The following is an 18,107-nucleotide window of genomic DNA, read 5'->3' as shown; positions in this document are numbered from 1 at the left end:
CGACTCACCCACCAACCTTGTCGAAGAGCGATCCCTGGGGCGGTGCGTGCGTCGGGTCGACGCCGTCGAACAGGATGCTCACCGACTCACCTCCGTGGATGCGGGTGATCGCCTCGGCGAAGAGGCCCGAGACGGTGCGGACCTGGAGCTCGGGCCAGTCGGCCGGGGCCGGCACGGTGTCCGTGGTGACGACTTGGGTCACCATCGGGTGGCCGCGCAGGCGCTCGACGGCCTTGCCGGCGAAGAGGCCGTGGGTGCACGCGACAGCGGCCTCGGTCACGCCGAAGTCGGCGAGCCGGTCGAGCAGCTCGATGATCGAGCCGCCGGTGGCGATCTCGTCGTCGAGGACGATGGCGCGTTTGCCTCGCACGTCGCCGACGATCGAGTCGATGACGACCTTGTCGTCGCTCTGGCGCTGTTTGCTTCCGGCCGCGACGGGCAGGCCGAGCAGGCGCGAGAACTGGGTCGCTTCCTTGGCGTTGCCGAGGTCAGGGGAGATGACGACGGAGTTCGTGAGGTCGGTGCCGCGGAAGTGGTCGGCGAGGACACCGAGCGCCGTGAGGTGGTCGACGGGGACGGAGAAGAAGCCGTGCACCTGTGGGGCGTGCAGGTTCATCGTCAGCACGCGGTGGGCGCCAGCGGTGGAGATCAGGTCAGCGACGAGTCGGCCACCGAGTGAGATCCGCGATGCGTCCTTCTTGTCCGACCGGGCATAGGCGTAGTGGGGGATCACCGCGGTGATCTGCGCGGCCGACGCACCACGGGCTGCGTCGATCATGAGGAGCAGCTCCATGAGGTGCTCCTGCGTCGGCGGGACGAGCGGCTGGATGATGTAGACGTCCCGCTGGCGGCAGTTCGCGAGCAGCTGCGCCTGGAGGCAGTCGTTGCTGAACCGCTTGATCTCACTGCCGGACAGGGGCACCCCGAGCTGGTCGCAGATCTGGGAGGCGAGGGTCTTGTGGGCACTACCGGAGAAGACGACGATCTCGCGCATGGGTCGACCCTAGGCCAGACGTCAGGTCAGGTGAGCACGGAGTTCGCTCACGAGTTCCCAACGATGCTGGGCGCCCGCGGCAGCCGCGCCGGGGAAGCTCGCGAAACCGTGCGGCACCCGAAGGTAGTTGGTGTGGCGCACGTCGACTCCCGCGGAACGCAACGCGGCGGCATACCGGTATCCGTCGTCCCGGATCGGGTCGAGGTCCGCAGTCTGGATCAGCGCGGGAGGAAGGCCGACGAGCTGGCCGAACAACGGTGAGTGCACCGCAGCCGCGAGATCCTGCCCATCGGCATACATCTCCCGAAAGGCCACGATCGACGCCTTGGTGAGGATCGGAGCGTTGGCGTGCTCGTCGATCGACGGCGACTGCATCGTCAGGTCGGTGGCCGGATAGATGAGCGCCTGATGGCGAATCCAGTCGGCGCCGCTGCCATGGACGACCTGGGCGACCACGGAGGCGAGGTGCCCACCGGCGGAGTCGCCGCAGACCGCGATGCGGTGGGCGTCTGCCCGCAACACGTCCGACTGGGCCGCGATCCAGGTCGTGGCGTCGACGGCATCGTTGACGCCTGTGGGCGCCGGATGCTCGGGCGCCAACCGGTAGTCAACGCTCACGACGACGGCTCCGACCTCGGCCGCGAGATGCGTGCAGAGTGGGTCGTAGTTCACGACGTTGCCGAGAACCCAACCACCACCGTGGAAGTAGACGATGACCGGCACGTCGGTCTGTGAGTCCCGGATGGCCCGCGGACGATAGATCCGCAGCGGGATCTCGTAGCCGTCGCGCGCGGGTGCTGTCCCGAACGTGATGCCGACGGCAGGGTCGACCGCGCCGGTGATCCACGAGTACGGCGGCTTGGCCGGATAGGTCCTGGCTCGGGCTTGGTGGCGCTGTTCCTCGCTCATCTGCTCGACGGGCGTCCGCATCCGGTCGACGACGGCCACGGTCGCGGTGGTCAACGGGGACATCCCGCGGTAGGAGCGCATGCGAGGAGTATGCCGGGGGGCGCGACGGGCATCCGGCGTCACGCGTGGTTTCCTTGCATCCATGTCAGTGCGACGAGTCATGGGTATCGAGACCGAGTACGGCATTTCGGTCCCGGGGTCACCCTCGGCCAACCCCATGGTGTTGTCCGGAGACGTCGTGACCACGTATGCCGCGAGCCGGGGAATCCGTCCCGCGCAGGCTTCCTGGGACTACGCCGACGAGGCGCCGCTGCGCGACGCCCGTGGGTTCGACATGGGGCGGGGAGCGGCCCATTCGAGCCAGCTCACCGACATCGAGGACCCGACGATGGCCAACGTCGTCCTCACCAACGGTGCCCGGCTCTACGTCGACCACGCCCACCCCGAGTACGCCTCGCCCGAGGTGACGAACCCGCGCGACGCGGTCGTCTGGGACAAGGCCGGGGAGCTCGTCATGCGCGAGGCTGTCCAGCGACTCGCGACGGTGCCCCCGGGCGTCAACCTCTACAAGAACAACACTGACGGCAAGGGTGCGTCCTACGGCACCCACGAGAACTACCTCATGTCGCGCCGGACGCCCTTCGCGAGGATCATCTCCCAGCTCACGCCGTTCTTCGTCGTGCGCCAGGTGATGTCCGGCTCGGGTCGGGTCGGGATCGGCGTGGACTCGCGCACGACGGGCTACCAGATCGCCCAGCGCTCTGACTTCTTCGAGGCCGAGGTCGGACTCGAGACGACGCTCAAGCGCCCCATCATCAACACCCGCGACGAACCGCATGCTGTCGCCGACCTGTATCGACGACTGCACGTCATCCTCGGCGACGCCAACCACTGCGACGTCGCGAACCTCGTGAAGATGGGGTCGACCTCGCTCGTCCTCGCCATGATCGAGGACGACGCGTTCACGACCGACCTCAGCGTTCGATCGCCCGTGCCCACGCTGCGAGCAATCAGCCACGACCCAACCCTGAGGTCGACGATCGAGCTCGTGGACGGTCGGTCGATCCGATCCGTTGAGCTGCTGCGCACCTTCCACGAGCTCGCCGCCCGCTACGTCGACAACAAGTGGGGTGCTGACGTCGATGCCGAGACCACCGAGGTCCTGCACTGGTGGGACACCGTGCTCACCGCGCTCGAGGGGGACCCGATGGACGCGCGTCGCTGGGTGGACTGGGTGGCCAAACTGTCGGTGCTCGAGGCCTATCGCGAGCGGGACTCGCTCGGCTGGGGCGACCCCCGTCTCAAGGCCGTCGACATCCAGTGGTCCGACGTGCGCGCCGATCGCGGTCTCGCCCACCGGCTGGCCGCCACGGGTCGCGTCGAGGTCCTCGTCCCCGAGGCCGAGGCTGCCGCCGCGATGGACAACGCCCCCGAGGACACCCGGGCCTGGTTCCGGGGGGCGTGCCTGCGCAAGTTCCCCGAGTCGGTCGTCGCCGCATCGTGGGACTCCGTCGTCGTCGAGGTGCCGGGGGAGCGCTCCCTCCAGCGGATTCCCATTCTCGAACCGCTGCGCGGAACCAAGGATGCCGTCGGCGACCTCGTCGACGGGGCGTCCGACATCCGGTCGCTCCTCGAGTCCTTGGCCGCTGTGGAGCGGGCCGCGGACTAGGCTCGGACCTCAGGCACCGTGACGGTGCTCGACGCGACACGAGGAGGAGCCCATGGCCGGCCAGGAGCAGATCAAGCCAGGTCGACGGGACGACGGTCCGGACGACGCGCCCGAGCCCGCGGCAGCACCCGCCGCCCAGGTCTCCGACACCGAGATCGACGACATCCTCGACGAGATCGACGGAGTCCTCGAGACCAACGCCGAGGAGTTCGTCCGCGGGTTCGTCCAGAAGGGCGGCCAGTGAGCCCCGTGTCGGACAGCGGCCGTCTCCCGGCGGCATACCTGCGCACGGGTTCTGCGTCGTTCACCGAGTTCATCGCGGAGCACGAGCCGAGCCTCATCCCGTCGCGGCGCGGTCTGCCGCCGGGAGCAACGATCGACGCACCTCATGGCACGACGATCGTCACCCTGTCCTATGAGGGCGGTGTCCTCATGGCAGGTGATCGCCGCGCCACGATGGGCAACATCATCGCCAACCGCGACATGGAGAAGGTCTTCGCGACCGACGAGTTCTCCGTCGTGGGCATCGCCGGCACGGCTGGTCTGGCCATCGAGCTCGTCCGACTCTTCCAGGTCGAGCTCGAGCACTACGAGAAGATCGAGGGCACGCTCATGTCTCTCGAGGGCAAGGCCAACCGGCTCGCCTCGATGATCCGCGGCAACCTCGGGATGGCCATGCAGGGCCTCAGCGTCGTGCCCGTCTTCGCCGGCTTCGACCACCACGGCCAGTGCGGCCGCATCTTCTCCTACGACGTCACTGGCGGGTGCTACGAGGAGCACGACCACCACAGCGTCGGATCGGGCTCGCTCTTCGCCCGCGGCGCGCTCAAGAAGCTCTACCGTCCCGGCATGTCGAGCGACGAGGCCGTCCGCATCGCTGTCGAGGCTCTGTGGGACGCCGCCGACGACGACTCGGCAACGGGTGGCCCGGACGTGGGCCGCCGCATCTGGCCGACCGTGGCTCTCGTGGACTCCGACGGGGCGCGCTTCGTGCCCGACGACGGTGTGGCGCCCGTCGTCGACGCCATCGTGGCCGATCGTCGGGGCAATCCCGGCGGACGACGTGGGGGAGGTGCCTCATGACCGCGGGTATGCCGTTCTACGTCTCGCCCGAGCAGCTCATGAAGGACCGAGCCGACTTCGCGCGCAAGGGCATCGCCCGCGGTCGTTCGGTCGTCGTCCTCGGCTACGACCACGGCATCGCCTTCGTCGCCGAGAACCCGTCGCGCAGCCTGCACAAGATCGGTGAGATCTATGACCGCATCGCCTTCGCGGCGGTCGGCAAGTACAACGAGTTCGAGAACCTGCGCGTTGCGGGTGTCCGGTATGCCGACCTGCGTGGCTACTCGTACGACCGCAGCGACGTGACTGCGCGCGGTCTGGCCAACGCCTACGCGCAGACACTCGGCACCGTCTTCACCCAGGAGTCCAAGCCCTACGAGGTCGAGATCGTCGTGGCCGAGGTGGGTCAGGACGTCGATGGCGACCAGATCTATCGGCTCACCTACGACGGCTCGGTCGCCGACGAGCGTGGTCTCGTCGCGATGGGTGGCGCCTCCGACCAGATCGAGGAGCGTCTCACCGAGCAGTGGAGGCCCGGGCTCACGCTGGCCCAGGCGTTGCAGCTCGCCGTGGCCGGTCTCGCCCATGATCCCGCGGGGGGTCCCGATCGTGAATTGGGTTCGGACGCACTCGAAGTGGCGGTTCTCGATCGCACCAGATCGCGACGCACGTTCCGCCGGATCAACGGGGACCTCTTGGGCCAGCTGTTGTCCGAAGACGACCCGACGGACGACGTGCCGCCCGTCGACCACGACAGCCCGCGACAGGCTGCCAGCAACCCGCAGACGCAGCGCCACGGCGACGAGGGGACGCCCGACTCCGACTGAGGCCCTTCGACTCCGACTGCGCATGGCTGTGCGTGCGTTCGACCGCAGGGCGTAGCGCGCTGGCACGACAAGTGTCACCGAACCGCATGACTGTGCGCGCGCAGCCCGGAGGGCGACTGAGCGCGCACAGTCATGCGCAAGGAGTCGAAGGGTCGGTCAGGCAGTGGGGAGCTCGGCGGCGAGCCAGGCGACGGTCTTGGCCCAGGCCTCCAGTGAGGCACCTTCGTGGTGAAACATCGGTGACGGGTTGTCGAAGGCGTGTCCGGCGCCGGGGTGCACCACGAACGTGACCTCGTCGTGGCCATCGGTCACGGCTTGCTCGATCTCGCGGACCATGTCCAGCGGAATGTAGTCATCGCTGTCCCCGAAGTGGTGCAGGCTCGGTGTCGTGACCCGGGACGCGAGACCGAGCAGGTTCGGCAGGGCTGAGCCGTAGTAGCTGACCAAGGCATCGGGCTTCGAATCCGCCACTGCCGCAACGTTGTAGGCCAGGCCGCCACCGAAGCAGAAGCCGAGGAGGCCGACGCCGCCAGAGATGGCGGGGTGGTCGCGCAGCGCGTTCAGGGCGGCCACACCGTCGGTCACGGCACGGTCCCAGTCGAGCTCCTCGAGCAGGCCCATCGCTTGGGGAAGTCCGTCGCCACCCTCCTCAACCACGGGGTCGCCGAGCCGCCCGTAGAAGTGGGGGACGAGGACGACGTAGCCGAGATCGGCCAGGTCCTGCGCGCGCGATCGGATGTAGTCGGTGACCCCGAAGATCTCCTGGAACAGCACGATCCCCGGTCCGGAGCCGGACGCGGGGATCAGCAGGTCTGCGGGAAGGTCGAGTGCGATGTTGTCAGCCATGCAGACATCCTGCTCGACTTATTGCGCAATCCGTCGCGGCTCGCAGAGCTCGCATCCGACGGATTGCGCAATAAGTTGAGGCCTCAGGCTGTGGGTGCCGCGGTGTAGCGCAGGTAGGGCTTGATCTCCTCGACCTCGCCGAACGTCGAGCGCGCGTCCTCGGTGGAGACGGTCGGCGCAACGATGACGCGCTCGCCCGGCTTCCAGTCCGCGGGGGTGGAGAAGGGTCCGGAGTCGTTGACCTGCAGGGCGTCTAGGGCGCGCAGGACCTCGTCGAAGTTGCGGCCGGCGCTCTTGGGGTAGACGAGGGAGAGGCGCACCTTGCCCTTGGGGTCGATGAGGAACACCGAGCGCACGCTCGAGGTGTCGCCCTCGCCGGGGTGGATCATGTCGTAGAGCTCGGCGACCTTGCGGTCCTTGTCGGCGACGATCGGGTAGGTCACGGCGGAACCGCCGACCTCCTCGATGTCCTTCTTCCACGCGTTGTGGTCCTCGATCGCGTCGACCGAGACCGCGAGAACCTTGGCGTCGCGCTTGGCCCATTCGTCCTTGAGCGCGGCGACCCGGCCGAGCTCGGTCGTGCAGACGGGTGTGAAGTCCGCCGGGTGGCTGAAGAGGACGGCCCAGCCGTCGCCCTTCCACTCGTGGAAGCTGATCTCACCCTCGGTGGTCTCAGCGGTGAAGTCGGGGGCGTTGTCGCCGAGACGCAGCGTGGCCATGGGAACGGTCCTCTCATCGGTAACACGAAGTTGTCAGACACCAAACATGCCGTTAAGTACCGGATGCTGGTATCGACGTTCCGGATGCTGGACGCCACAGTTCACGTCATGGGGGAGTCGGTTGCCTGTCGCAGGGTCGGCGCGCAGGGCCACGAGGCTAGGGTGACGGCATGGACCGACGGATCTTCGGGATCGAGAACGAGTACGGCATCACCGCCTCGTCCGAGGGGCAACGCACGCTCACGCCCGACGAGGTCGCCCGCTACCTCTTCCGCAAGGTCGTCGCCTGGGGGCGTTCCAGCAACGTCTTCCTCGCCAACGGTTCGCGTCTCTACCTCGACGTCGGCAGCCACCCCGAGTACGCGACCGCCGAATGTGACTCGCTGCGCCAGCTCGTCGCGCATGACAAGGCGGGGGAGCGGGTCGTCGAAGGACTCGTCGCCGACGCCGAGGCGCGTCTGCGCGAGGACGGCGTCCGCGGCGACATCTACGTCTTCAAGAACAACACCGACTCTGCTGGCAACTCCTACGGCTGTCACGAGAACTTCCTCGTCGGCCGCGCCGGCGACTTCCAGGTCTTCTCCGACGCCCTGCTGCCCTTCCTCATCAGTCGTCAGATCATCTGCGGCGCGGGCAAGCTCGTGCGGACCTCCAAAGGCGTGGAGTATGCCGTGAGTCAGCGGGCGGACCACATCTGGGAGGGCGTGTCGTCGGCAACCACCCGTTCCCGCCCGATCATCAACACCCGCGACGAACCGCACGCCGATGCCGAGCACTATCGGCGTCTGCACGTCATCGTCGGTGACTCCAACATGAGCGAGACGACGACCCTGCTCAAGGTCGGATCGTGCGACCTCGTCCTGCGGATGATCGAGGACGGTGTCGTCATGCGCGACCTCACCCTCGAGAACCCCATCCGCGCCATCCGCGAGATCAGCCACGACACGACGGGTCGACGCCTCGTGCGCCTGGCCAACGGTCGCGAACTCAGCGCCCTCGATCTGCAGCGCGAATACCTCACCGCGGCAACGGCATACGTCGAGCGAGAAGGCACGAGCGATCCGGACCACAAGACGGTGCTCGACCTCTGGGAGCGCACGCTCGAGGCGATCGAGACCGACAACCACTCGCTCGTCGACACCGAGATCGACTGGATCATCAAGCACAAGCTGCTCAGTGACTACGCCACCAAGCACAGCCTCGACCTCGATCACCCGCGACTGGCCCAGATCGACCTCGCCTACCACGACATCAACCGCCGGCGCGGGCTCTTCTACCTGCTCCAGGCCCGAGGGCGGGCGGCGCGGGCAGTGACCGACCCCGAGATCTTCGAGGCCAAGGTCAAGCCACCGCCCACGACCCGGGCCAAGCTGCGCGGTGACTTCATCAGGGCTGCGCAGGAGCACCGGCGGGACTTCACCGTCGACTGGGTGCACCTCAAGCTCAACGACCAGGCCCAGCGCACCGTTCTGTGCAAGGACCCGTTCCGCAACGAGGACCCCCGCGTCGAACGGCTCATCGCCGGCATGTGATCGCCGGTCGCTCCGAGGTCGGGATTCAGGAAAGGGACAGGTCCACTGGTTATGGTGGCCCCTTCCCAGCCACCGCTGAAATCTGAGGTATCACCTGTGTTCCGCCCCCGCTTTGCACCTCTCGCCGCGGCTCTCGCCGTCGGTGTCGTGGCCCTCGCCGGCTGCGGCGACTCCTCCGGCTCCGGCGACGCGAAGGCTGACACCGGCCCGCTCGCCTCGGTCAAGGTCGAGGGAACGGACCCGGCCAAGGAGCCGACCGTCACTCTCGGGACCAAGCCGCTCAAGCTGACCGGTGAGAGCAAGCGCGTCATCACGGAGGGCAAGGGCCAGGCCGCTGGCAAGACCGACCTGCTCTCGATCAAGGCGCAGATCATCAACGGCACCGACGGCAAGGTCGCCACGACCACGTGGAAGGAAGAGCAGACGCTCGGTATCGACCTCACCGACAAGAACATGCTGCCGATCTTCACGAGCCAGCTCCCCGGCGCCAAGCCCGGCGCCCGCATCCTCATCGGTGCCCCCACCTCCGCCGTCTACGGCCCCGAGGGCAAGACCGATCTCGGGCTCAAGGCCGAGGACCCGATCCTCTTCGTCGTCGACGTCGTCAAGGTCGTCTCCCCGCTCAAGGAGGCCGAAGGCACGGCCGTCGCCCCCAAGGCCGGCCTGCCCACCGCCAAGACGACCCTCGGCAAGCCCGCCGTCATCACGATCCCCAAGGCCACGGCCCCGACGACTCTCGTCAACCAGCCGCTCATCACCGGTAAGGGCGACAAGGTCACGAGCGGCCAGACCCTGCGGGTTGCCTACACCGGCGCCCTCTGGCGTGACGGCAAGGTCTTCGACTCCTCGCCCGGCTACCCGACGCCCATCGGTGTCGGCGCGGTCGTTCCCGGTTGGGACAAGGCGATCGTCGGCCAGACCGTCGGTAGCCGCGTCCTGCTCGTCGTCCCGCCGGCCGATGGCTACGGCAAGGAGGGCCAGGGCGAGATCAAGGGCACTGACACCATGGTCTTCGTCGTGGACATCCTCGGCGCCGTCTGACCTGCACGACCAGGCACCACCCAGCACGACCCACCCTGACCACACCTCCGGAAGGACCTTCCATGGGTTTTGACCCCGCAACCACCAAGCCTGAGATCGACTTCCCGGGCGATGCAGCACCCACCGAGCTCGTCATCGAGGACATCACCGTCGGTGATGGCGCCGAGGCCACGGTCGGCTCGACCATCTCGGCGCACTATGTCGGTGTCGCCCACTCGACCGGCGAGGAGTTCGACGCCTCGTGGGGTCGCGGTGCACCCCTGGACTTCCGTCTCGGCGTCGGCCAGGTCATCCGCGGCTGGGACGACGGCATCGTCGGGATGAAGGAGGGCGGCCGACGTCGCCTGCTCATCCCGAGCGACCTCGCCTACGGTGAACGCGGCGCCGGCGCCGTCATCAAGCCGGGCGAGAGCCTGATCTTCGTCGTGGACCTCGTCAGCGTTCGCTGATCCGCTGAGCCGCGCAGACACCCGCGACAGCGCTGACGATGAACGCGGCGAGGTCCTCCTCGAGGCCGCGCCCCATCGTCGAGAGCTTGACCGGGGTCTGACGCAGCGCTTCCAGCACACCCTCCGTGCCGATCTCGACGACGTCGAGGTCGGCACGGCTGTGTGCGGCCAGTTCCGTGGCCTGCCGACGGATGAGGGCGGCGAGTTCGCCACCGCCCGCGAGGACTGGAACGATCGCAGGCGAGAGCAGAGCCTTTCCGTATGCCGTGGTGCTGTGGTGCGAGATCCCGCGGTGCCGTGGGCGGGGGTCGCCTCCCGAGACGCGCAGCGCCGCGATGCTCGTGCCATCGAGAACGTGGGTGGCGTGGAGAGCTTCCGCCGCGGCCACACCGGAGTAGCCCCAAGGGGTTCCCGTGCCGACGTTGCCCGGGCCCTGGATGACGATGGTGACGTCGGCGTCCACGACGTGGCGCGCAGCCAGCAGGCCGCTGTGCAAGGAGACCGCTTCATAGTCACCGCCGAACGCCTGGCCCACGGTCAGGGTCGCCGCGAGCCACCCGGCCTCCTTCAGCCCGGCGACCGCACGGGAGAAGGCGATCGGCAGCGCGCCGCCGTCGGTCATGACATAGGCGACCCGGGCATCCGGTCGCGCCAGCCGCACACCGGCGATGATCGCGGGCAGGGCTGAGTGAAGGTCCGCGACGACGACAGGCATCGCGTCAAGGGACGTCGCGTCGATGAGGACGTCATGGTGGATGCTGTCCTGCTCGTCGACCGCGAGGAACATCTGCTGCTGTGGGGTGTAGCGCGCCTTGACGATGTGCCCGGGGGAGTCGGGCGCATCCTCGGGAAGGCGATCCGGGATGGCCACGATGAACGCCAGCCCACCGGTGCCCAAACCCTTGAGGAGGGCCGAGGCGTTGAGGATCACCCGGTCGCCCGGCTCGGGGCGCCCGACCATCGCCGTGTAGGCGAGGCAACGCACCTCGGAACCGGTGTCATCAGCGGAAGCCAGCCTCACGGCATACTCAACCGATCCCGGCCATTCACGGATCTCTTCGACGACTACGCCCTCGCGCCACTGCATCACGAGGTGCAGGCTATCGAGTAGCGTCGCAGACATGAGCGCAGCGACGGGCCCGGCGGCCAAGACGGAGCGCCTCCTCAACCTCGTGCTCGTGCTTCTCTACACGCGCCGACCGTTGTCGAAGGCGCAGATCCGTGCCCTCGTCCCGCAGTACGGCGAGACCGCGTCGACCGAGTCCTTTGACCGGATGTTCGAACGCGACAAGGACGAGCTGCGCGCACTCGGTGTGCCGCTGGCGACCGAGGAGATCGACCTCTTCCACGAGGACGAGCCGGGCTACCGGATCCACCAGCGCGACTACGCGCTGCCCGACCTCGAGTTCGAGCCCGACGAGCTGGCCGTCCTCGGTCTGGCCAGTCGCAGCTGGGCGCAGGCGTCGATGGCCGGTCCCGCGGCACAGGCGCTGCGCAAGCTGCGCGCAGCTGGCGTCGAACGCGATGAGGGAGCCCTCATCGGCATCGAGCCACGCCTGCGGACCACCGAGCCGGCCTTCGAGGCCGTCAAGGACGCCGTGCTCAGTCGCACGCCCATCACGTTCACGTACCGACGTCCCGAGCTCGGCGAGGCCCAGCTGCGCAAGGTGCAGCCGTGGTCGCTCGTGCAGTGGCACGGCCGCTGGTACCTCGCGGCCTACGACCTCGACCGCGAGGACACCCGAGTGTTCCGGCTGTCGCGTGTCGACGGTTCGGTGCGCAAAGCAGGCAAGGCGGGGTCCTTCGACGTCCCGGCCGATCACGAGGCCCGCATCATGGTCGAGCGCTCGGCTCCGCGTGGCGAGGCCCGTCCTGCCACCCTGCTCGTCCGCCCCGGTGCCGCCCACAGCCTGCGCCGCCGGGCCACGTCGACGACCGAGGTCGACAGTGGCTGGTCCGAGCTGAGCATCGAGTTCCACGACGTCGACGGCTTTGCGGCCGAGATCGCCGGGCACGCCGACAACGTGCGGGTGCTCGAACCCGCCGACCTCCTCGACCGCGTCCAGACCCAGCTGCGGGCCACCCTCGCCGCACACGAGGCAGGCGTCTGATGGCCACCGAGACCGCAACCAACCGGCTCGCCCGGCTCCTGACGATGGTGCCGTGGCTCGTCAACCGCCAGGGCATCGAGCTCGAGGAGGCTGCGCGCGGCCTCGACGTGAGCGTCGAGCAGCTCGAGTCCGACCTCAACCTGCTCTTCCTGTGTGGCTACGGGCAGATGCCCGACGAGCTCATCGAGGCCGACTGGGAGGAGGGTCGGGTCTTCGTGGGCAATGCCGACACGATCTCGCGGCCCCTCCGGCTCGGCGTGGACGAGGCCGTGACGCTCATCGTCGGGTTGCGCACCCTCCTTGACGTCCCGGGCCTCACCGAGCGCGATGCCATCGAGCGGGCCCTGGCCAAGCTCGAGACCGCATCGGGGACCGCTGCCGAGGCCGCTGCGCGGGTCTCCGTGGATCTTGCGGGAGAGCGCGTCGATGACGCCACGCTGGCTGGTGCCCGCGAGGGCGTCAGGAACCAGCGCCGCCTCCACCTGACCTATCACGTGCCCGGGCGCGACGAGTCGACCGAGCGCGACGTCGACCCCATGCGGGTGATCGCCGCTGACGGGCACTGGTACCTCGAGGGCTACTGCCACCGCGCCGAGGGGATTCGCGTCTTCCGGCTCGACCGCGTCGAGAACCTCACCGTCCTCGACCAGGACGGGACACCGCCCGAGGGCCTGGCGCCGCGCGAGCTCGGTGAGAGCATCTTCAGCCCTGCCGAGGACGACCTCCTGGTGACGGTTCGACTGCTGCCCGGCGCCCTCTGGGTGAGCGACTACTACCCGGTGGAATCCTCCTGGGATGCCAAGGACGGGTCGCGCACCATCACGCTGCGCACGGCCGACACGGCTTGGATCGAGCGTCTCGTTCTGCGGATGGGCGGCCACGCGGTGGTCGTTGCACCGGAAGATCTCAGCGAACGCATAGCCGCGAGAGCGCACGCAGCGCTCGATCCACAGACCCAAGACGTAGACTGACCAACGACCTCACACTGGAAGAAGGCACACCCTCATGCGCAACATTGGCGCCCCCGAGATCATCGTCATCGCCGTGCTTCTCATCGTCATCTTCGGATGGAAGCGCCTGCCCGACGCGGCACGCAGCCTCGGCCGCTCGGCTCGGGTGTTCAAGTCCGAGGTCGAGGAGATGAAGAACGACGGCAAGGACAAGAAGCCGTCCGAGACCGTCCCGGGCGAGACCCTTCGTCGCGAGACCGATGGTCCTGCCCCGCGGCCCGCATCGCCCATCGACGAGACGGCCCCCCGGACGGACAACCAGTCCGGTCCGACCTCCGGCACCACTGTCTGACCCATCTCTTCGATGCCCCGAGTTGCGAGACCCGGTCGGCCTCACCTGCCCAAGCGGCGTGAGCGCGACCCCGAAGGCAGGATGTCGCTCGGCGACCACCTGCGCGAGTTTCGGCGACGGGTGCTCATTGCTGCCGGCACGGTGGTCGTTGCTGCCGTTGCGGCCGGACTGAACTACGAACGGATCTTCAACTTCCTCTCGGCGCCCTTCAACGACTACAAGGTCGCCAACCCGCAGAGCGACATCAGCCTCAACTTCGGTGAGGCGACGTCCGCGTTCTCGAACTTGATCACGTTGTCGGTCTTCGTCGGCGTCATCGCATCGAGCCCGGTGTGGCTGTACCAAGTCTGGGCGTTCATCGTCCCGGGACTCACGAAGAAGGAGAAGCGGATCTCGCTGGCGTTCATCGCCGCGACCGTGCCGCTCTTCCTGGGTGGGTGCTGGCTGGGCTACATCGTGCTGCCGCAGTCGCTCCAGCTGCTCTACGGCTTCTCGCCCGAGGGGACCTCAAACATCCAGCAGGTGTCGGCGTACTTCTCGTTCGTCACCCGATTCATCCTCGTCTTCGGTGGCGGGTTCCTCTTCCCGGTCTTCCTCGTGGCCTTCAACGCCGTGGGGATCCTCTCCGCCGACAAGATGATCCGCGGATGGCGCGTGGCGGTCGTGCTGATCTTCGTCTTTGCCGCGGTGGCCACGCCGACTGCGGACCCGATGACGATGTTCCTGCTCGCGGCCCCGCTGATGCTCCTGTACTTCATGGCCTACGGAGTCGCCCGACTCATCGATCGGCGTCGTGCCAAGGACCGACCAGACTGGCTCGAGACGTCCGACGACGAGGCCTCCGCGCTGTGAGTGAGCACCGTCAGCGCATCGGGTTGGTCATCAACCCGACGGCTGGCAAGAACACCGGCGCCCGCATCGGTCGCGAGGCTGCCTCGCTCCTGGCCGCCACGGGACACGAGATCGTCGACCTGTCCGCGATGGACGGCGCCCATGCGGTGGAGCGCGGCCGGGCCGCCATCGCCGACCGCAGCATCGACTGCATCGTCGTCGCCGGTGGCGATGGCATGGTGCACCTCGGTGTGAACCTCGTCGCCGGGACCGACATGCCTCTCGGCATCATCGCCGCCGGCACGGGCAACGACAACGCCCGTGAGCTCGGACTCCCCGTGCGCGACGCGGCCAAGGCAGTCGAGCGCATCACCCACGGAGCCACCCGCCGGATCGATGCCGTCCGCCACGTGACGCCGCACGGTGAGGAGCGCTGGTTCGCCGGTGTCCTGGCCGCCGGTTTCGACGCCGTCGTCAACGAGCGCGCCAACGGCTGGCAGTGGCCCAAGGGTCAGATGCGCTACAACCTCGCCATCGCGCGCGAGCTCGGCGTCTTCAAGCCCATTCCCTACGTCGTCGAGGTGGACGGAGTCCGCCACGAGACCAAGGCGATGCTGGTCGCGGTCGCCAACGGACCGGCATACGGAGGCGGTATGAAAATCGTCCCGAACGCCCAGTTCGACGACGGCCTCCTCGACGTCCTCATCCTCCACGAGGTCTCGATCCCCACGTTGTTGCGCGTTTTCCCCAAGGTCTTCAAGGGCCAGCACGTGAGCCACCCCGCGGTCGAGATCATTCGTGGCAAGCACGTCCGGCTGGAAGCCAAGGGCATCGTGTCGTACGCCGACGGGGAGCGGTTCGAACCGCTGCCGCTCGAGTGCGAGGTCGTCCCGGGAGCGGTCACCGTCCTGACGTAGCCTGACGGCTATGAGCGGGCCAACGACTGAGTCCACGTCACACCTGACCGCGTTCGTGGCCTCACTGAACTTCCCGCTGGACGACTTCCAGGTGCAGGGGTGCGAGGCGGTCGAACGCGGTCAGGGAGTGCTCGTCGCGGCACCCACGGGTGCGGGCAAGACCATCGTCGGCGAGTTCGCCGTGCACATGGCGCTGGCCACGGGACGCAAGGCGTTCTACACGACGCCCATCAAGGCGCTGTCGAACCAGAAGTACCACGACCTCGTCGCGGTCCACGGCGTCGACAAGGTCGGTCTGCTCACCGGTGACTCGTCGGTCAACGGCGAGGCTCCCGTGGTCGTCATGACCACCGAGGTGCTGCGCAACATGGTGTATGCCGGGTCGTCCACCTTGCAGGGACTCGGCTTCGTCGTCATGGACGAGGTGCACTACCTCGCCGACCGCTTCCGCGGTGCGGTCTGGGAAGAGGTCATCATCCACCTGCCCGAGTCGGTGCAGGTCATCTCGCTGTCGGCCACCGTGAGCAACGCCGAGGAGTTCGGCGACTGGCTCGCCGAGGTGCGTGGCAACCATGCGGTCGTCGTCTCCGAGCACCGACCCGTTCCGCTGTGGCAGCACATGCTCGTCGGCAACTCGATGTTCGACCTCTTCGTCGAGGGGACGTCCGAGCCGGACGCCGACGGGGCGTCAGCTCGGGTCAGCCCAGACCTCATCCAGGCCATCCGGGGCGCCGAGCAGCAGCGCGCCGACGGCTGGGTGCGGGGGAGCACGCGCGACAAGGGCCGTGGGCCCGAGCGCCCGCGCGACCAGGGCCGCGACGGAGGGCGTGGCGGCGGTCGCGGGGTCAGTCGTGATCACGGACGCGGCCCCGGACGAGGTGGATCGGTCGCCGTTTCCGGTGCGTCGGCCGGGCGCGCAGATCGTGGCTTCACCCGGGGCGCTCGCCCCGGTGGGGGAGCCACGCGGGCCGAGGTCATCGCCCAGCTCGACCGCGACGGGCTCCTGCCCGCGATCACCTTCATCTTCAGTCGCATGGGGTGCGAGGGCGCCGTCGGTCAGCTGCTGTCGTCCGACACCCGACTCATCCCGCAGCGCGAGGGTGAGCAGATCCGGCGGCACGTCGAGGAACGCATGGGGTCCCTGGCCGAGGAGGACCTCGGGATCCTGGGCTACTACGACTTCGTCGAGGGGCTCTCGCGCGGCTTCGCCTGCCACCACGCCGGCATGCTGCCGTTGTTCCGCGAGATCGTCGAGGAGCTGTTCACCGGTGGCCGCATCCGTGCGGTGTTCGCCACCGAGACCCTGGCCCTCGGGATCAACATGCCGGCCCGGACGGTCGTGCTCGAGAAGCTCGTGAAGTTCAACGGCGAGACCCACGCCGACATCACCCCGGCCGAGTACACCCAGCTCACGGGTCGCGCCGGCCGACGCGGCATCGACATCGAGGGCCACGCCGTCGTGCAGTGGAGCCGGGGCCTCGACCCGCTGGCCGTGGGTGGTCTTGCCTCGACCCGCACCTACCCGTTGCGGTCGAGCTTCAAGCCGACCTACAACATGGCGGTCAACCTCGTCGCCCAGGTGGGGCGTCAGGTGGCCCGCGACATCCTCGAGACGTCGTTCGCCCAGTTCCAGGCCGATCGTGCAGTCGTCGGGCTCGCGACCAAGGTCCGCCGGAACGACGAGGCCCTCGAGGGCTACGCCGAGTCGATGCACTGCCACCTCGGCGACTTCCGCGAGTACGCCGAGCTGAGGCGGGCCATCGCCGATGCCGAGAAGGATGGCGTGCGCAAGCGCTCTGCCGGTCGCAAGGCCGAGGCCGCGGTCAGCCTCGAGAACCTCAGGATGGGCGACATCATCAAGGTGCCTGCCGGTCGCCGCTCCGGCTGGGCCGTCGTCGTGCAGACCGCCCGGTCCGGAAAGGGCGCGCCCAGTGGCCCGGGTGTCGTGACCGAGGATCGGCAGTTCCGCCGGCTCACTCTCGTCGACGTCCCGGTGCCCGTGTCGGCCGCTGCATCGATCGTCGTCCCCAAGCACTTCAACCCCAAGTCGCCGAAGGCGCGCCGCGACCTCGCGACCTCGATGCGCATCGCCGTGCCCCACGACCCGCCACCGATGAGGGCCAAGGAGGTGGCACAGGAAGCTGCCCAGGAGAACGACCGCATTGCCTACCTGCGCGCCGAACTCAAGGCCCACCCCTGCCACCAGTGCCCCGAGCGCGAGGACCACGCACGGTGGGCCGAACGGTGGCACCGGCTCAAGCGTGAGACCTCGGGGCTGAAGCGCAAGGTCGAGGGCCGCACCAACTCGGTGGCGCGCACGTTCGACCGCATCTGCGTCGTCCTGACCCAGCTCGGCTATCTCGAGGACGATGTCGTCACGGAGCGTGGGGAGCGGCTGCGACGCCTCTACACCGAGCGCGACCTGCTCGCCGCCGAGTGCCTGCGCCACGACGTGTGGATGCGCCTCGACGCACCGGGTCTGGCGGCGTGTGTCTCCACCCTCGTCCACGAGCCCCGCCACGAACAGGCCGACCCGTCACCACGCATGCCCAACGAAGACGTCGCCGCCGCCATCACCGAGATGCAGCGCCGGTGGAGCGAGCTGGACGACCTCGAGGGCGATCATGGTCTCGAGGTCACCGCCGTCCCCGACGGCGGGATGGCCTGGATGGTCCACCGCTGGGCGAGCGGCGAACGGCTTGACGCCGTGCTGCGCGGCCAGGAGATGGCTGCCGGTGACTTCGTGCGACGGTGCAAGCAGATCGTCGACCTGCTCGGCCAGATCGCTGATGCCGCACCCGACACCGAGCTGCGACGCACGGCCCGCAAGGCGATCGACGGCGTCCGGCGCGGAGTCGTGTCGGCGGACCGCCTCGACTGAGGCACCCTTTTCGTCTT

At 68.3% G+C, this 18,107-nt stretch carries 18 protein-coding genes; 13 read left to right on the top strand and 5 right to left on the bottom strand.

What is annotated here, in order from left to right; genetic code table 11:
* Nucleotides 1–4: 4 nt before the first annotated feature.
* The gene (locus JNB_RS02925) at nucleotides 5–994 is read right to left on the bottom strand and encodes a ribose-phosphate pyrophosphokinase (RefSeq protein WP_009774907.1); all 990 of its coding nucleotides are present in this window, start codon (nucleotides 992–994) and stop codon (nucleotides 5–7) included.
* A gap of 21 nt (nucleotides 995–1,015) precedes the next feature.
* Nucleotides 1,016–1,984, bottom strand: a complete 969-nt coding sequence (locus tag JNB_RS02920) for an alpha/beta hydrolase (RefSeq protein ID WP_009774906.1) — start codon at nucleotides 1,982–1,984, stop codon at nucleotides 1,016–1,018.
* A 61-nt stretch (nucleotides 1,985–2,045) separates the two neighbouring features.
* Between JNB_RS02920 and dop the strand changes: the two genes are divergently transcribed.
* The 4 genes from dop to prcA are packed head-to-tail and all read left to right on the top strand — an operon-like array spanning nucleotide 2,046 to nucleotide 5,461.
* Nucleotides 2,046–3,572, top strand: coding sequence for a depupylase/deamidase Dop (gene dop, locus JNB_RS02915; protein ID WP_040883535.1), 1,527 nt, complete (start codon nucleotides 2,046–2,048; stop codon nucleotides 3,570–3,572).
* Between the two features lie 52 nt (nucleotides 3,573–3,624).
* Nucleotides 3,625–3,816 carry a ubiquitin-like protein Pup gene (locus JNB_RS02910; protein ID WP_009774904.1) on the top strand — a complete coding sequence of 64 codons (192 nt, stop codon included), beginning with the start codon at nucleotides 3,625–3,627 and terminating at the stop codon, nucleotides 3,814–3,816.
* Nucleotides 3,813–4,655 (top strand): proteasome subunit beta, encoded by an 843-nt coding sequence (prcB, locus tag JNB_RS02905; protein WP_009774903.1) that lies wholly within the window; start codon nucleotides 3,813–3,815, stop codon nucleotides 4,653–4,655. The genes JNB_RS02910 and prcB overlap by 4 nt, the downstream gene beginning before the upstream one ends.
* The gene (gene prcA / locus JNB_RS02900) at nucleotides 4,652–5,461 is read left to right on the top strand and encodes a proteasome subunit alpha (protein ID WP_040883533.1); all 810 of its coding nucleotides are present in this window, start codon (nucleotides 4,652–4,654) and stop codon (nucleotides 5,459–5,461) included. Before prcB ends, prcA begins: the two co-directional genes overlap by 4 nt.
* A 156-nt stretch (nucleotides 5,462–5,617) precedes the next feature.
* Here prcA and JNB_RS02895 read toward each other — a convergent pair whose 3' ends face one another.
* Together JNB_RS02895 and JNB_RS02890 are read right to left on the bottom strand one after the other, a co-directional pair.
* Nucleotides 5,618–6,307 (bottom strand): dienelactone hydrolase family protein, encoded by a 690-nt coding sequence (locus tag JNB_RS02895; protein ID WP_009774901.1) that lies wholly within the window; start codon nucleotides 6,305–6,307, stop codon nucleotides 5,618–5,620.
* An 83-nt stretch (nucleotides 6,308–6,390) separates the two neighbouring features.
* Nucleotides 6,391–7,026: a peroxiredoxin gene (locus JNB_RS02890; RefSeq protein ID WP_009774900.1), complete on the bottom strand. Its 636-nt coding sequence runs from the start codon at nucleotides 7,024–7,026 to the stop codon at nucleotides 6,391–6,393.
* 170 nt (nucleotides 7,027–7,196) lie between these two features.
* Between JNB_RS02890 and pafA the strand changes: the two genes are divergently transcribed.
* The 3 genes from pafA (at nucleotide 7,197) to JNB_RS02875 (ending at nucleotide 10,048) form a co-directional block, all read left to right on the top strand.
* Nucleotides 7,197–8,558 carry a Pup--protein ligase gene (pafA, locus tag JNB_RS02885; protein WP_009774899.1) on the top strand — a complete coding sequence of 454 codons (1,362 nt, stop codon included), beginning with the start codon at nucleotides 7,197–7,199 and terminating at the stop codon, nucleotides 8,556–8,558.
* A 96-nt stretch (nucleotides 8,559–8,654) separates the two neighbouring features.
* Complete coding sequence (locus JNB_RS02880; RefSeq protein ID WP_009774898.1) at nucleotides 8,655–9,599, top strand: FKBP-type peptidyl-prolyl cis-trans isomerase; 945 nt, start codon at nucleotides 8,655–8,657, stop codon at nucleotides 9,597–9,599.
* 62 nt (nucleotides 9,600–9,661) lie between these two features.
* Nucleotides 9,662–10,048, top strand: a complete 387-nt coding sequence (locus tag JNB_RS02875; protein ID WP_009774897.1) for an FKBP-type peptidyl-prolyl cis-trans isomerase — start codon at nucleotides 9,662–9,664, stop codon at nucleotides 10,046–10,048.
* Here JNB_RS02875 and JNB_RS02870 read toward each other — a convergent pair.
* Complete coding sequence (locus tag JNB_RS02870; RefSeq protein ID WP_192807984.1) at nucleotides 10,035–11,138, bottom strand: DUF3866 family protein; 1,104 nt, start codon at nucleotides 11,136–11,138, stop codon at nucleotides 10,035–10,037. The two genes, JNB_RS02875 and JNB_RS02870, sit on opposite strands and share 14 nt — an antisense overlap.
* 31 nt (nucleotides 11,139–11,169) lie before the next feature.
* On the opposite strand from JNB_RS02870, the gene JNB_RS02865 reads away from it, so the two are divergent.
* From JNB_RS02865 to JNB_RS02840, 6 genes are read left to right on the top strand one after another with little or no spacing between them, the layout of a single operon-like run.
* Nucleotides 11,170–12,159, top strand: a complete 990-nt coding sequence (locus tag JNB_RS02865) for a YafY family protein (RefSeq protein WP_009774895.1) — start codon at nucleotides 11,170–11,172, stop codon at nucleotides 12,157–12,159.
* On the top strand, nucleotides 12,159–13,130 hold the full coding sequence (locus JNB_RS02860) for a YafY family protein (RefSeq protein WP_009774894.1): 972 nt from the start codon (nucleotides 12,159–12,161) through the stop codon (nucleotides 13,128–13,130). The genes JNB_RS02865 and JNB_RS02860 overlap by 1 nt, the downstream gene beginning before the upstream one ends.
* Before the next feature lie 34 nt (nucleotides 13,131–13,164).
* Entirely contained in the window at nucleotides 13,165–13,461 is a 297-nt protein-coding gene (gene tatA, locus JNB_RS02855) for a Sec-independent protein translocase subunit TatA (protein WP_009774893.1), read from the top strand.
* Between the two features lie 12 nt (nucleotides 13,462–13,473).
* Entirely contained in the window at nucleotides 13,474–14,313 is an 840-nt protein-coding gene (gene tatC / locus JNB_RS02850) for a twin-arginine translocase subunit TatC (RefSeq protein WP_237700595.1), read from the top strand.
* Complete coding sequence (locus JNB_RS02845; protein WP_009774891.1) at nucleotides 14,310–15,209, top strand: diacylglycerol kinase family protein; 900 nt, start codon at nucleotides 14,310–14,312, stop codon at nucleotides 15,207–15,209. Before tatC ends, JNB_RS02845 begins: the two co-directional genes overlap by 4 nt.
* A gap of 10 nt (nucleotides 15,210–15,219) precedes the next feature.
* Nucleotides 15,220–18,090, top strand: coding sequence for an RNA helicase (locus tag JNB_RS02840; RefSeq protein WP_009774890.1), 2,871 nt, complete (start codon nucleotides 15,220–15,222; stop codon nucleotides 18,088–18,090).
* The last annotated feature ends 17 nt before the right edge of the window (nucleotides 18,091–18,107 follow it).

It is taken from the genome of Janibacter sp. HTCC2649 (assembly GCF_000152705.1).
GTDB lineage: Bacteria > Actinomycetota > Actinomycetes > Actinomycetales > Dermatophilaceae > Knoellia.
Note: the sequence above shows the minus strand (reverse complement) of the source record. Positions and strands in the feature narration are given on the sequence as shown.